Below are 15,473 nucleotides of genomic sequence, written 5' to 3'. Positions count from 1 at the left end.
AATTGGCATGAGCAATAATAAAACGAGTCGAGAATTTGCAGCCCTTACACGGCGATTTAATAAGTCTGCATTGTTGTTGGCGGTTATGGCAAGTTGTAATGGTGCGTATGCACAAGCAAATCAAGCAGCACAACAAAGTGACTTGGAAGTGATTGAAGTTAGGGGGATCCGTTCTTCAACAGCGGAAAACTTAGCAATTAAGCGCCTTTCTGCAGCAACGGTGGATGCAATCACCGCAGAAGATATTGGTAAATTTCCAGATAAGAACGTCGCTGATTCACTACAACGCGTGTCGGGGGTATTGATTGATCGTGACGGTGGTGAAGGTAGCCGAGTCAGTATTCGAGGTACCTCACCCGATTGGACCTTGACCCAACTAAACGGTAATTATATTGCTTCATCCGGTGCTGGTGTTCCAACGCGTAGTTTTAATTATACCTTGTTGCCTTCAAGTATGATCAGCAGTGTGGAAGTTTACAAAAGCGCAGAAGCTCGCATAGATGAAGGTGGTATCGGCGGTACTGTTATATTACACACTCGAAAGCCGTTAGAGATGGAAGCCAATTCTGGCGCAATAAGCCTTGAAGCAACCTATGATGATGTGTCTGAAGATATTAAACCACAAGTGAATGTGCTGTATTCTTGGAAAAATTCAGATGAAAACTTCGCGATGTTAGCTGGATTTACTCGTCAAGATAAAACAGTAACTAGTATTACCAACAATGCTTCACACTGGCGTTTCCATTCAGATACTGTGGAGGGGGCAGAGCGTCCTGCGATTGTCGATCAAGCGACGGGGGAAGTTTACAACAATGTCTGGGCTCCACGTGCAATGAGTACCGGTAACTCAACAGAAGATCGCACTCGGGATGGTTACCAAGTGGCTATTCAATGGATGCCAACAGATAAACTCGATTTAAATCTCAACTATTTTGGTGCAAAACTGGATTATAACTCATCTTCTCAGAGCGTATTGTTTGCAGAGTGGAATGATAACCATAACCCATATTATGGCGTTGTTCTAGACGGAGATACCGTTGTTGCCTATGGTAATGCAGATAATGGTTTATTGAATGATAATAACTGGGGGGATGCCGATGTTAATAATGGTGTGGCCGTTCGGAGAGGCTTATTGTCACCTCAGCTAACAGGCAGAGAAAGAGTCGGGGAGTCTAAATCTGATACATTTGATTTTGAAGCCAAATATTATGGGGACTTATTTACTGCCACTTTAAAACTAGGTCATACTGAGGCAGAAGGCGGGACGTCACGTGAAACCTACGCGAATATTGATGCTCGTCAGGGGTCTGTAAATAGCTGGTTCTGGTCAACAGTGGATGGTAAACCCAGTTATGAAGTTTCCACAGACTTAGCCACGGATAAACAAGCATATCAATATTATGATTGGTTTGATTCTTATTCATCAGAAAATAAAGATACTGAAGATTATGTACAAGCTGATCTGCAATTTGATATCGATACAGGTATTTTCACTACTTTCTTTGTCGGTGCGAAATACCGTAGCCACGAAATTAAAGGTATTAAAAACGATTTCCGCTGGGATGATGGTATTGCCGACAATGGTGGTTACCGTGGCTACTTGTCTGGCAGTGAATGGTTCCATAATCCTGATTTTCATCCTGATCCAGAATCGCTAGTCAGTGACACTGTGGTTGATAACAGTGCAGGGAATACCGGAGCGTTTAACTTTTTAGCGTTTGATTTTGCAGCACTCGATAGCTATTTACGGAATAATTTTACGCAAACCGTTGTCCCTTCGTTAGGTGGGACCTACACGCTAGAGGAAAATATTTGGTCTGTGTATGCACAAAGTAACTTTGAGTGGCAAGATTTTCGCGGCAACTTAGGGGTACGTTATGTAAATACCGATTTAAGTACATTGACCTATGACGATGTGGTTGGCCAAGATAATAATGATACCACTGCAAATGAACGTTCGAGTGATGATGGTGAATTTTTGCCGAGTTTTAACCTTGCTTGGGATGCGACTGAAGATCTCGTTGTTCGCTTTGCAGCAGCACGTGCTATGTCACGTGTTAGTTATTCTGATTTGAGCCAAGCTGAGTCATACGGTCCTCCGGTCAATATCAACTCACCTGATTCTTGGACTGGCCGTGGTACTGGTACATCGGTTAACACAGGCTTAGATCCTATGCTGTCAGATCAGTTTGATCTTGGTATTGAATGGTATTACGGTGAAGGTTCAGCACTTGGAGCGACATACTTTAGTAAAGATATTTCTAATTTGCCTATCTCTGCTGTTGAAATTGTTGAACGGGAACATGATTGTTGTAACGGTCCGATTGAAGTTGAAATGAACACCAAAGTTGCTGGTGGAGATGCTGAATCTAAAGGGGTTGAGCTATTCTTTCAACACTCTTTCAACAGTGGTTTTGGGGTATTAGCAAATTATACATTTACTGATACAAGTACTAGCCAAGTATCAACAAATGGCCAAAAAACAGATGCTGAAATCCCAGGAACTGCAAAGCATCAATACAATGTGTCCGTTTATTTTGAAAATGATGATTTTAGTGTAAGGGCTTCATATAACTGGAAAGATGACCGTGCTAATAGCATCCATCAAGGTTACAACATGTATACGAAAGATTATGGCCAGTTAGACTTGAACGCGGCTTATAATTTAACTGAACAACTGTCATTAACAGCCTCTGTGGTTAATTTGACTGAGGAAGTCGAAGAAGGGTATTGGAAACAAGAGAATAGGTTTACCTATAATCAGTATTCAGGAAGAAGGTTTTATTTAGGTGCTAATTATAATTTCTAAATAGCTTAATTAAGATTATAAACTGACAGGGCATTCTTTAAAAAGAATGCCCGTTTTATTTATATTTCTGATACTCAAAGCAAACACAAGGAGAGTTGGCTTTGCAATTAATCTTCGCGATTGGCCTTATTATTACAAGTAACTCGCCGTTTGAGGACAATGTTGTTGCTGCAGTTTCAATTTTGACTCACTTCGACAAGGTACATTGCTGCACCTCACAGTTCGATTCAACTTACATCTGCACTGAATACAATTTTTACATTATTAGCTAAATTTATATGATCATCTGAATTTAAACAGATTGCTAAATTTTTACCTATTGTGCAATTCCAGAATCTTTAGACGACTAATTTCGATAAATTATTTAACATTCAAATTTAAAATATAAAAATAAAATATATTCATTAAATTCAAATGGTTAAATTTTATTTCTGCGATTTTTTATCCTAATAAAACGTCACCTTAACTCCTTCTTGAGTTTGTCACTATAAATGAAGTAACTATTAATTGGATCTATTTTTAAGCTAAACGCCGATTTTGTCCTGCTAGCAACCGAATTTCTATTATCACTTTCTTTAACAGAACCCTATTCTGGAAAAGTAGTTTAACAATCTATTAACCCTGTTCTGAACCATCGGAAGATTGATCAGTTGCTAGGCTGTATGGGTTAGATAACAAGCACAACAAAAAACGCACAATAAAACTGGAGATAGACATGAATAATAATAACAGCCGGGGAGCTTCAGGTATTTCAAGGCGATTTAAGAGATCCGCACTGCTGCTAGCGGTAATGACAAGCTGTAATAGCGTATACGCACAAGAAGAACAAAATGACCAAGAGAGCGACCTAGAAGTAATTGAAGTCAGGGGGATTCGTGCCTCTGCAGCTGAAAACTTAGCGATTAAGCGGTTGTCTAATGCAACCGTTGACGCTATTACCGCAGAAGATATTGGTAAGTTCCCAGATAAGAATGTGGCAGACTCATTGCAACGTGTGCCTGGGGTCATTATACAACGGGATGGCGGTGAGGGCGCCTCTGTTAGTATTCGAGGTTTATCATCGGACTTAACCTTCACACAATTAAATGGCAATTTTATAGCATCGTCCCCCGGTGAACCATCGCGTTCATTTTCATACGCATTATTACCTGCAACCATGATCCAACGCGTTGAAGTATATAAATCTTCAGAAGCTCGCCTTGATGAGGGCGGAATTGGCGGTACGGTCTTGTTGTATAGCCGCAAGCCACTTGATATGGATAAAAACTCTGGGATCATTAATTTTGAAACCAGTAATTCTGATATTACTGATAAGTATGAACCTCAGTTTAGTGGTATTTATTCATGGAAAAATGATGATGAAGACTTTGGGGTTTTAGTGGGTTATACAAAACAAGACCGCACTAATCGCTCACAAAGCTCGCGTATCAATATCATGAATAAAAATTATCTTTATTCTGAAATGAAAGATAATCAAATGGTTGAGGGCGGCGCGCAAGGTTATGCTGCACAAAGTATGGTTCAGGAAGTCTTAAACGAAGAGCGAAATCGAACTGGGATCCAGTTTACTACTCAATGGCGACCAACCAGTAACTTAGAACTTGGCTTTAATTATTTTAATTTTAAATTGGGGCAAGACTCAATTTTAAATCAATTAGAATACCCAGAATGGAACAATAACGATAATTTCTGGACCGATGTTCGTGTTGATGAAGAGTCTCAGTTTGTTACAGGTATTGACTACTCTGTTGGTGCATCTGGCACTCAGGCTGTTTCTCCTATCCCACGTATTAATGGTGAATATACGATTGAAGAATCCAGCTCTGATACATATGATTTTTATGCTAAATACGAAGGTGAAAATTACAACGTTAAAGTAGTGCTGGGCCATACCGAAGCAGAAGGTGGGCCTTCCGAAAAATATCGTGCCGCTTATTATGCAAATGAATCCTCGCTTTACTATGGTTACGATTTTTCTGATGGGCGCATGACCACTTATATGGACCCAAGTATGATCAGTAACTTGGCCGCAGGCATTGGTGGTGCACCCGACGTAACAGCCACCGATTCTAGTTTTGTGACCGGTACTCAAGAAGAAGATTACGGACAGATTGATTTTGACTATTTTGTGGATTATGGCGTAATTGAAACGTTGCATTTTGGTGCGAAATATCGCAAAGGTAAAATTCATCGCGATACTCGCAACAGCTTTTATCTCTCCCCAGATTTTGATATAGCAAAAGGTGAAGCTGAAGGCACCATTGATTTGGATGATGATTACTCTAAAAATGGCGGCATACCGGATATTGCAGATTTAATTTATTCAGATTCATTAGCTAACTTGTCTGATGTAATTAATACGAACTTATTCCCAGCCGTAAACTGGCATAAATACCAAGATCATCTGAATGAAAACTTTGTTCATTATACGCGTATAGAGCCTAACTATGTTTATAGTGTTGAAGAAGAAATTACAGCGGCTTATATGCAAGCTGATTATCGTTTTTCACAAGTACGGGGTAATTTGGGTGTACGCGTAGTGCGCACCAAAACGACCACCGGATCATCAGATAAAATCACCTACCGATTAGATTGGAAGGACGACAATGGCAATGAATTACCAATCGACCAACAACGTGTAGAAGACTTTGTTTTTATTGAAAAAGAGAGTACAGAAACGAAGGTGCTGCCCAGCTTTAATATAGTCTGGGATATCGATGACAACTGGGTACTACGTGGAGCAGCATCACAAACCATGGCTCGTCCTGGTTATGATGATTTAGGCCAGTTTCAGACTTTAACGTACACGTCGAATGAATACTCAACGGATCGCTCAGCGGCAGACAATTTTGATGCAATTATTGATGGCGAAGGGTGGACAGGATCCGGTGGTAATAACCAGCTAGCGCCATTTGAGTCAACCCAATTTGATATGTCTTTAGAATACTACTACGGAGCTGGCTCTGGCTTTGGTATTGCCTTGTTTAAAAAAGATGTTGATAACTTTGTTGTGCCTTTAATAATTGATGTTACCCGCAGTGCACCGGACATTTCATTTAATTTACCTAACGCAGGTGATGAGCAAGTCAATGTCAGTGGCGACAATTTTGCAGTTCGGGATTTTAGTACTGTTGCTAATGGTACGAATGCTTCTTCTGAAGGTGCTGAAGTTTTTATCCAGCACTTCTTTGATAATGGCTTTGGTCTTTATGCTAATTATACCCGCAATAACACTAATCAAGCCAATGTAGAGCTTGATGGCGAAAAGGTGGGAGAGTCACCTTTGATCGGCAGTTCTAAATACCAGATGAATTTATCGGTATTTTATGAAGATGACTTATTCAGTGTTCGCGCCTCATACAATAAGCGCGGTCCAACGGTTCAAGGCTACAACGCCTCATGGGAAATGAACTATTACAATGAAGCCTATGATCAGGTAGACATCAATGCAAGTTATAACTTGACTGATGCTCTCGTGTTATCTGCTTCCGTTATTAACCTCACTCAATCAGATACTTATATGCATCTAGGTGACGATACTAAAAACCGCTTTATTCAAAATGCATACAGTGGTCGTCGTTTTTACGCAGGTGCAACTTACCGCTTTTAATCGTGCCAAGTGAGATGGAACAAATAACCAAGAATTGTATAGAGGAATAAACATGAATAAGCCCAAACTTAGTAAACTATCTAGCATTATGCTAGTAGCAATGATCGGCCTATCAGGGTGTGGTGGTGCGGATAATCCGGATCCGACTGATATCCCAGCAAAAATTGATATTACCTCTGCTGATATTGCCGGTAGTGCAGTGAAAGGAACATTAGGTTTCGCAACGGTCACTGTAAAGCAAATGAATGGCTCAGATATTAAGGTGACGTCTAACAGTCAAACAGATGCTGCTGGTATGGTAAATCTGAGCATAGAAAGTCAACAAGGCTTTGGTATTAACGGTATGTTTAAGATGACCGTTAATACGGATGCTAACTCAACGATGATGTGTGATGCGCCCAGCTGTGCTGAACACCTAATCGGTGAACAGCTCAGTGGCGCTGAGATTGCTGATCTGCAGTTAGCGACTTTAACATATGTTGATGTGCCTTACGCATCCACAAGTGATGGCGTAGCGGACGCTAATTTTCAAGTAAATGCTTTAACTACAACAGCCACTCATTTAGTTGAGCAAGGTATTGCCAATGGTTTAAATGTTGCTGTGCGTGAGTTATATGAATTAGCTTTATCAGATAACTCACGTTTAGTGCTAAAAGCACTAGGGATCGACAGTAAAACCAATGTCTTTAATACCCAATTGATCAGTGCCGAAAGCTACGATAATTTTGTAGTAGGCCAAGATTGCGATAGTGAAGGTAATTGTACAGACCAATTGGCCGACATTAATATTATTAAACTTTCTTTAGCTAATGCAGTATTTGCAAGTCTTAGTAAAGATGAAACTGTCGCGGGTGTTATTAACGAACTCATTAGCGCGATTAACTTAGCCAATGACGGCGATGTAGTTGCTTTACAGCCATTGCGTGAGCGAATGTTGAAAACCATTGCCAGTTTTCCTTATCTAGATAAATTAGCGCTATCAGCTGAGGATGTCATTGATGTTGCGCTACCTTTTCTTGAAGGTGCCGCATCTAGTGGCCCTGTTAAAGAAATTACCAATGCTGAAAACCTTGCTACAGCAACGATCACTGCTCGTAATCGCATAAGTGACAACGAAGCTGAAAGTAAAGCATTTGATGGTGACACTAATACCAAGTGGCTTGATCATAATGATTGGTCAGGTGCGCCAAGTGAGCAAGATCCATCTTGGATCCAAGTTGATTTTGCTGAAAAACATGCTGTGAATAGTGTGTTCATTACGAGTGCTAATGATGCTGAGTCTCGAGATCCTCAAAACTTTAATATTCAAGGTTCAGTCGATGGTGAAAACTGGCTAACCTTGGCTAAATTTATTGGTGAGAACTTTGATGAGCGCTTTCAACGACGTGAGTTTCGTTTTGACAATGGTTTAGAATTTTACTCGTATCGTTTAAATATCACTAAAAATAGAGGTGATGATGGTTTAATGCAGTTATCAGAGATTGCTTTTGTGGGGCCTATAAATGCAAGTGTTGATCATGCTGAACCAATTGGCAGTGCTGTAATATCTGCAAGTGCAGGTGACAGTTATGCGCTGGCATTTGATAATAATGATGCCACAAGTTGGGTCTCTGATGTGCCTACAACTGAAGTACCCGTTTCGATCACAGCTACGCTCGCACAAGCCGCTGCCGTTGATAAGTTAGTACTGATTTCAGATGCTCAAAACGCAGATGGTGATCCCGCTACATTTTCACTTGCTGCAAGTAATGATGATGGGCAAACATGGGTTCACTTAGCTGATTATTCAGATGAAACATTTGAACGTCGTGGCGAAAGGCTATCGTTTGCGACCAATAATACACTGGCATTTTCTAGCTATCGCTTAAGCATAACTAAAACTGCCGCTGGCGCCGAGTTAAAAATTGCTGATATTGCCTTGGTAGGGCCTAAAGTGGCAGATTTAAATCATGCGTTATCAGCCGATGCAATAATTACCGTTCGTAATCAGATTGGTGATGGTGAGGCGGGTGTTAAAGCGTTCGATGGTAATGTTGATAGCAAATGGTTGGACCATAATGATTGGTCTGGCGCACCAAGCGCGGAAAATCCATCTTGGGCAATGGTACAGTTCAGTGCCACGACAGCGGTTAATAAGCTGGCACTAACAAGTGCAAACGATGCTGACTCACGTGATCCGCAAAACTTTAACTTAGCAGCGTCAAATGACGGTGAAAATTGGATCACACTTGGTACTTGGCTAGGTGAGAACTTTGAGCAGCGTTTTCAGCGTCGTGTTTTCACTTTTAGTAACGATTTGGGTTTTAGTTTTTATCGCTTCAATATTACTAAAAATCGTGGCGACGATACGCTGATGCAAATAGCAGAGATCGAGCTAATAGGTCCGCAGGTTGCTTCAGTTGATCATTCTGCAACTGCATCATCAGTCCTTGCAGGTGCTGGCGAGCAAGAGGGAGTGGTAGAAAGTAATGCAACGGATGATGATAAAGCGACGGTATGGACTGCTACCACGGAGACTGTACCTGTATGGCTTGATGTTGCATTACCCCAAGCACAGATTGTCACTAATATCGCAATCACGAATGGCAGTGATAGTAACAACAAAGATCCGAAAAACTTCATCTTACAAGGCTCAAATGATGGCGGTAAAACATGGTTAGAAATAGCTAGCTTTAAAGACGAGGAATTTGAACAATTAAACCAACGACGTCTCTTTACAATAGGGAATGGTTTTGCCTTTAGCTTATATCGTTTAAGTATTAGTGCTAACAATGGCGATGCCCAGCAAGTTCACGTTTCTGAACTCGAACTAATAGGCCCACTGCAACCATTTTAGTTTTAATTTTTTTGGTAGCTTGTGAGTGCTAAATAGCGCTCCAAGCTACCTATTTTTTAGGTGAAACGGTAAATAATATGTTGTTTAAGAATAAACTTTCGCGATTAAAAAGGTGCTCTGCCATTTTAATAAGCCTTTTATTATGCAGTTTTTATGTGACTGCTGAATCTATAGCCGGATCTCAACAGCGTGGGCTGCATATTTTTTATTACAGTTGGTATGGCAACTTAAAAGTTGATGGTCAATGGGCGCACTGGGATCACCAGGTATTACCTTACGGTGATCAACCTATTGTGGGACGTAAAGGCTACCCAGGCGGCGATGACATTGGTGCTAATTTCTATCCTGAATTAGGTACTTACAGTGCAAACGACGAAGCAATTATGGATACACATTTGGCGATGATGAAGCAAGCAGGGGTTAGCGTAATTATATTAAGTTGGTGGGGTGATAGCGATTTTGGTACCAGTTCAGTGCCTATTTTTATGGATAAAGCCGCTAAAATTGGCCTTAAAGTTAACTTCCATATTGAACCTATCTATCACAGTGCAGCTGAATTTTTACAGGTAGTAAAACAGCTAGACCAGCGCTTTGGGCAACATCCCGCTTTATATCATTACCAAGGCAAGCCATTATATTATGTTTATGACTCATACAAAATGCCAATCAGTGAATGGCAGAAAGTGCTGTTACCAAAAGGCGAATTAACAGTCAGAGGTAAAACGTATGATGCTAACTTTATCGGGCTGTGGGTTGATAAAGGAGAGGAGTCATTCTTTTTAAACAGTGGTATGGATGGCTTTTATACCTACTTTGCTGTTGATGGTTTTGTTTATGGCAGTACCACGAAAAACTGGCCATACCTAGCTAAGTGGGCAAAGCAACACAATAAATTGTTTATTCCAAGTGTCGGCCCTGGGTATGCCGACGATAGAATTCGTCCTTGGAACAAAAAAAACTTCAGGGCACGCGAAGCTGGAAAGTACTATGACGCGATGTTTAAAAAAGCAATTGCAGTGGCTCCAACCTTTATCGGGGTGACTTCATTTAATGAATGGCACGAAGGGACTCAGATCGAGCCTGCGATTGAGAAGCAAGTGGGTGACTATAAGTATCTTGACTACAGCCCTTTAGCTGCGGACTACTATTTAAAACGAACTCATTATTGGAGTGAACGTTTTCAGCTGTCTTTAAATATACGCTCAGTTAAAGATTAAACAGATATACCAACTCATAGGCGAGCCGTGGTTAAATTAAATCGCTTGCTTTACAGCCAATGCTAGCAAGTTTGATAAGGAAACAATAATGATCAATAACAGACGTGACTTTTTAAAGTTATCAGCTATTTCAAGTGCTGTTGCATTAATACCGTTTAAGACAGTAGCTAAAAGTAAAGTTAATAAGCCTATCGTAGTCTCGACATGGCAACACGGATTGGCTGCCAATAAAGCTGCATGGCAGATACTTGCTGAGCATGGTAAAGCCATTGATGCAGTGGAAGCCGGTGTGCGAATTCCTGAAGCCGATCCTGATGTGATGACAGTTGGCTATGGAGGTTATCCTGATCGAGAAGGGAACGTTACGCTTGATGCCTGCATTATGGATGAAAATCAAAACTGTGGCTCTGTTGCATGTTTACAGCACATTATGCACCCAATTTCTGTTGCTCGTTTAGTGATGGATAAAACTCCGCATGTCATGCTGGTGGGCGAAGGTGCGTTGCAATTTGCTAAATCTCAGGGTTTTCAAGAGCAAAACCTATTAACTAGCAAAGCAAAAAAAGCCTGGCAGGATTGGCTGGTGGAATCAAAATATGCGCCGGTGATCAATATTGAAAACCACGATACTATAGGCATGTTAGCGCTTGATAGTAATGGCGATTTATCAGGAGCTTGCACCACCAGTGGCGCGGCATTTAAAATGTCAGGCAGAGTAGGAGATTCACCTATTATCGGGGCTGGACTGTATGTGGATAATGAAGTTGGTGCTGCGACAGCAACAGGCATGGGGGAATTAATGATCAAAACGGTGGGCTGTCATTTAGTCGTTGAAATGATGCGCCAAGGTATGACACCTACTCAAGCGTGTAAGGCCGCAGTTGAGCGAATTGCTCATAAATTGGGTGATTATAAACAATTTCAAGTCGGTTTTTTAGCTTTGAGTAAATCAGGCGAATATGGCTCGTTTTGTATTCAGCCCGGTTTTAATTATGCCGTAACATCAAAGGCAGGGAGTCAATTACTCGATGCTTCAAGCATACTTTAAAGCAAAATAAGGAGAACACGTTGGCGTTGGAATTTATACAAGCAACTGAGGGGGATAAGTCATTTTTAATGGCGTTGCGCTTAGCGACTATGGTGGAGCACCTTGAGCGTGAAGGTATTTATTTAACTGAACATCAGCATAATATACGTTTAATGGATAACTTTGTGGCGTATCAGCTGATTTATGCGAACAAAAAATTAATAGGGGCCGTTAAATTTACACAGAAGTCGGCTGAAATCGAGTTAATGCAATTACAAATAGCGCCTGAATATCAAGGAAAAGGTTATGGAAGTGCAGTTATTAATAGACTTAAAACGCGCGTAGCTAAAATTAAATTGACCGTATTAAAACACAACCCTGCTTTTCATTTATACCAGCAACTTGGTTTTGTAGTAACGGGGGATGATCAGTTTGAGTACCATATGCAATGGAATGAAAACTAAGCCTGAAAACTTTTTCCGCGGTTTACCTTTAGCTAATTCATCTATTAGCTTGTCGAGATCGCGAATTGTTTGCATGCAGACGCCGTTACCTTTCTACACGTACACCACAAAAGACTCCTTTGAGCAGCTGGCGTGCAGGATTTAGTGGCAGGTTTGTTTGAAAATTGTGCTTTACTGCGCTACTGTTTTGGGTAAATTGTGAGATGTTCGTTGGCATCAGCAGTAAAATGTCAGCGCGTCATTTCTCAGCTAAAACAAGCTAGGCGGTTGATGAATAAAGACAATACACGCGTCACAAATGATGCGGTAAAAAATAAACTAGCAGCTATATATCGTGATGAAGGACGGCGCATATACGCTACTTTGATCCGTTTGTTAGGGGACTTTGAACTCGCAGAAGAAGCGCTACATGATGCGTTTAGTGCCGCGCTTAGCAAGTGGGAATCTGAAGGCATTCCAAATAAACCCGCCAACTGGCTTGTCTCTACTGGTCGCTTTAAAGCAATTGATCAGTTACGACGACAACACCGTCATAGCGAAATTGTGCAGCAATTAGCAAATGACTCTGCTGAAGAGGCTATTATTACTGATGAGTTTGCTCTAGCAAATGCAGTAGATGATGAGTTGATTGCAGATGATCAACTGCGCTTGATTTTTACCTGTTGTCACCCCGCAATTGATATTAAAGTCCAGATTGCACTCACCTTACGTGAAGTGTGTGGCTTAACAACGGAAGAGATTGCAAGTGCATTTTTAACCTCTGTATCGACCATGGCACAACGCATCGTGCGTGGCAAACAGAAAATTCGTGACGCCAATATACCCTTTCAAATTCCATCACAAGAAGAGTTAGAGAACAGAGTTGACGCTGTGCTATCTGTTATTTACCTAGTGTATAACGAAGGTTATTCATCCTCTTTCGGCGATAGCGTGACGCGAACTGAGTTAACCGTTGAGGCTATTCGCCTAGCACGGCTGCTGCAGTCATTATTATCCGACACAGAAATAACGGGCTTGCTTGCGTTAATGTTACTTAACGGATCTCGCCACAATGCGCGAACGAATAAAGATGGCGATATCATTCTTTTAGCAGAGCAAGACCGCAGTCTATGGGACCAAGCGCTGATCCAAGAGGGAATAGCGTTAGTGCAAAGTGCTACGGCTAAGAGGGAATATGGTTTTTATACTATCCAAGCGGCCATTGCTGCAGTACATGCCCAGGCGTCAGATGCAAAAAATACCGACTGGGAGCAGATCTTGGCTTGGTATTCTTTACTATTACAAGTGGCACCTTCCCCCGTTATTGAGCTTAATCGTGCTGTTGCAGTGGCTATGCATCATGGCCCTGAGGCAGCTTTAGTGTTAGTCGAGCAACTATTACAGCAAAAAGTAATGCAAAAATATCATCTTTGTTATGCCACTTATGCCGAATTTTTAACTCGGGTAGGGCGTAAAAAAGAGGCTCGCGCCGCACTTGAATATGCTTTAACCCTTACCAAACAAATCCCTGAGCAGCGAGTACTGCAGCGTAAATTAGTTGCTTTAGGACACATTTAGAAATTTTTATAAAATATTTTTAAATATCTGTCGATTTTATGTTTTGCCATTCGATTATTACATGAAGCGCTATTTTTAATTCATGTAAAAACACAAAGGAGTATGCAAAATGAAAGTTATGGTAATAGTCAAAGCAAGCAACAGTTCAGAAAATGGTGAATTACCCGATAAAGCGCTGCTAAGTGCTATGGGAGACTATAATGAACAGCTCGTGGCCGCGGGGATCATGGCCTCAGGTGATGGTTTAAAGCCAAGCAAGGAAGGGGTTCGTGTGCGTTTTAGTAATACTGAGCGGATTGTAACCAAAGGACCCTTTGCAGAGACTAATGAGCTCGTTGCTGGTTACTGGATCTGGAATGTGAACTCAATGGATGAGGCGATAGCTTGGGTTAAAAAGTGTCCTAACCCGATGAGTGAAGAGTCCGATATTGAGATCCGACCTTTTTATGAAATGGCCGATTTCGCAGAAGTAGACACCGATGGCAGTATTGCTGAGCAAGAGCATAAATTACAGCAAAACATTGTAATGCAGCAGGCTAAAGCAAGTTGTTATCTGTTTTTCTCAGGCCGCTGTGAAGAAGCATTAACCTATTATCAGACCCACCTTAATGCAAAAATAGCTATGATGTTTCGCTTTAATGAGAGTCCAGAGCCGATCCCCGAAGGCGCAATTCCTGCCAATTTTGACGATAAGATAATGCATAGCGAATTTACCCTCGCTGGGATGAAAATTTTAGCGACAGATGGTTGTATCGATAACCAAGGTGATGGGGTTAGTTATTCTGGCTTTAATCTAACCCTAACAATTGATTCGGAGCAAACCTTGCGTAGTGTATTTGCTGCCTTAGCCGATGGCGGTCAGGTAAGGATGCCATTGGAGCAGACTTTCTGGTCACCTTTGTATGGTCAAGTAACGGACAAATTCGGTATTGGTTGGATGCTAATGTTACCAAGCCCTGATGGCAACTAATTGACATTAATTTATAAAATAAGCAGGTATTGATATGAAATATGTGGCACTGGTTTATTACGATGAAGCAACAATGCAAAAATTATCGCAACAGCAGTGGGATGCATTGAATCAAGAATGCCTTGCTTGTGGTGATTCATTGCGTGAACGAAATTATATGCTTGGCGGGCAGGCATTACAGTCAACGACAATTGCAACCACATTACGGGTTCGCAGTGGTCAAGTAGAAATAACAGATGGCCCTTTTGCTGAAACTAAAGAGCAACTCGCTGGTTTTTATTTATTAGACGTGAAAGACCTTAATGAAGCGATACACGTTGCCAGTAAAATACCTCCCGCTCGCTATGGCAGTATTGAAATAAGGCCCGTTAGAGAGCTACAAACCACTGATAACCAAGGCTATTAGGCATAGGTAAACATAAAAGGAGAATTACAATGAGTTATATTGATGGATTTGTGTGTGCAGTCCCCACAAATAGACAGGCCGAATATGTTGAGCATGCAGATAAAGCGGCGAAGGTGTTTAAACAATGCGGTGCAATCCAGGTGATTGAAGCCTGGGGTGATGACGTTCCCGATGGGACACATACCTCGTTTTTACAGGCAGTAAAGTGCCAAGAAAATGAAACGGTGGTATTTTCGTGGGTAACGTGGCCATCAAAAGCCGCCAGAGACGAAGGCATGGCTAAATTTATGCAAGATCCAATCTGCGACATACAGCAAAACCCATTGCCATTTGACGGTAAACGTCTCATTTTTGGCAGTTTTAAGGCGATTGTTGAACGCTAACTGAGTGTGCAAAATATAAATAGGGCGCTTAAATAGCGCCCTAATTTTCATGGTTTTTTCTCTTCATCCGGTAAAGTGACGTTGAGTTCTAATACTGCTAAGTCGTCTTCGTTTTGATCGAATTGGACTTGTACCGCGTCATTACTGATGTTGACGTATTTACGGATAACATCAAGAATATCTTGTTTTAGTTG

At 41.2% G+C, this 15,473-nt stretch carries 11 protein-coding genes; 10 read left to right on the top strand and 1 reads right to left on the bottom strand.

Features of this window, described 5'->3' with window-relative positions:
- Positions 1-7 precede the first annotated feature (7 nt).
- The 10 genes from ENH88_RS15805 (at position 8) to ENH88_RS15760 (ending at position 15,279) form a co-directional block, all read left to right on the top strand.
- Positions 8-2,809 (top strand): TonB-dependent receptor, encoded by a 2,802-nt coding sequence (locus ENH88_RS15805; protein ID WP_304183636.1) that lies wholly within the window; start codon positions 8-10, stop codon positions 2,807-2,809.
- A 715-nt stretch (positions 2,810-3,524) separates the two neighbouring features.
- Positions 3,525-6,419 carry a TonB-dependent receptor gene (locus ENH88_RS15800; RefSeq protein WP_304183635.1) on the top strand — a complete coding sequence of 965 codons (2,895 nt, stop codon included), beginning with the start codon at positions 3,525-3,527 and terminating at the stop codon, positions 6,417-6,419.
- 52 nt (positions 6,420-6,471) lie between these two features.
- Entirely contained in the window at positions 6,472-9,255 is a 2,784-nt protein-coding gene (locus ENH88_RS15795; protein WP_304183632.1) for a discoidin domain-containing protein, read from the top strand.
- Positions 9,256-9,410: 155 nt separating this feature from the next.
- Positions 9,411-10,472, top strand: coding sequence for an alpha-mannosidase (locus ENH88_RS15790; protein WP_304183631.1), 1,062 nt, complete (start codon positions 9,411-9,413; stop codon positions 10,470-10,472).
- Between the two features lie 88 nt (positions 10,473-10,560).
- The gene (locus tag ENH88_RS15785; RefSeq protein WP_304183628.1) at positions 10,561-11,520 is read left to right on the top strand and encodes an isoaspartyl peptidase/L-asparaginase family protein; all 960 of its coding nucleotides are present in this window, start codon (positions 10,561-10,563) and stop codon (positions 11,518-11,520) included.
- A 20-nt stretch (positions 11,521-11,540) separates the two neighbouring features.
- On the top strand, positions 11,541-11,963 hold the full coding sequence (locus tag ENH88_RS15780; RefSeq protein ID WP_304183626.1) for a GNAT family N-acetyltransferase: 423 nt from the start codon (positions 11,541-11,543) through the stop codon (positions 11,961-11,963).
- Positions 11,964-12,233: 270 nt separating this feature from the next.
- Entirely contained in the window at positions 12,234-13,520 is a 1,287-nt protein-coding gene (locus ENH88_RS15775; protein ID WP_304183624.1) for an RNA polymerase sigma factor, read from the top strand.
- A gap of 109 nt (positions 13,521-13,629) precedes the next feature.
- Positions 13,630-14,490, top strand: a complete 861-nt coding sequence (locus tag ENH88_RS15770; RefSeq protein WP_304183621.1) for a YciI family protein — start codon at positions 13,630-13,632, stop codon at positions 14,488-14,490.
- A 34-nt stretch (positions 14,491-14,524) separates the two neighbouring features.
- Complete coding sequence (locus ENH88_RS15765; RefSeq protein ID WP_304183618.1) at positions 14,525-14,896, top strand: YciI family protein; 372 nt, start codon at positions 14,525-14,527, stop codon at positions 14,894-14,896.
- A 29-nt stretch (positions 14,897-14,925) separates the two neighbouring features.
- A complete protein-coding gene (locus ENH88_RS15760; protein WP_304183616.1) occupies positions 14,926-15,279 on the top strand; it encodes a DUF1428 domain-containing protein in 354 nt (117 codons plus the stop codon).
- A 47-nt stretch (positions 15,280-15,326) separates the two neighbouring features.
- Here the strand turns inward: ENH88_RS15760 and ENH88_RS15755 are convergent.
- Positions 15,327-15,473, bottom strand: a 147-nt coding sequence (locus ENH88_RS15755) for a cell division topological specificity factor MinE (RefSeq protein ID WP_304183861.1), incomplete at its 5' end; no start/stop codon positions are given.

Source organism: Pseudoalteromonas prydzensis, from assembly GCF_011050055.1.
GTDB classification, from domain to species: Bacteria; Pseudomonadota; Gammaproteobacteria; order Enterobacterales; family Alteromonadaceae; genus Pseudoalteromonas; species Pseudoalteromonas prydzensis_A.
This window is presented reverse-complemented; position numbering and strand designations above follow the sequence as displayed.

Excerpts from the sequence above, each read along its gene's own strand:
- ENH88_RS15805 (WP_304183636.1), top strand. The coding sequence starts at position 8 with ATGAGCAATAATAAAACGAGTCGAGAATTTGCAGCCCTTACACGGCGA.
- ENH88_RS15795 (WP_304183632.1), top strand. The coding sequence starts at position 6,472 with ATGAATAAGCCCAAACTTAGTAAACTATCTAGCATTATGCTAGTAGCA.
- ENH88_RS15765 (WP_304183618.1), top strand. The coding sequence starts at position 14,525 with ATGAAATATGTGGCACTGGTTTATTACGATGAAGCAACAATGCAAAAA.
- ENH88_RS15800 (WP_304183635.1), top strand. The coding sequence starts at position 3,525 with ATGAATAATAATAACAGCCGGGGAGCTTCAGGTATTTCAAGGCGATTT.
- ENH88_RS15770 (WP_304183621.1), top strand. The coding sequence starts at position 13,630 with ATGAAAGTTATGGTAATAGTCAAAGCAAGCAACAGTTCAGAAAATGGT.
- ENH88_RS15785 (WP_304183628.1), top strand. The coding sequence starts at position 10,561 with ATGATCAATAACAGACGTGACTTTTTAAAGTTATCAGCTATTTCAAGT.
- ENH88_RS15775 (WP_304183624.1), top strand. The coding sequence starts at position 12,234 with ATGAATAAAGACAATACACGCGTCACAAATGATGCGGTAAAAAATAAA.
- ENH88_RS15760 (WP_304183616.1), top strand. The coding sequence starts at position 14,926 with ATGAGTTATATTGATGGATTTGTGTGTGCAGTCCCCACAAATAGACAG.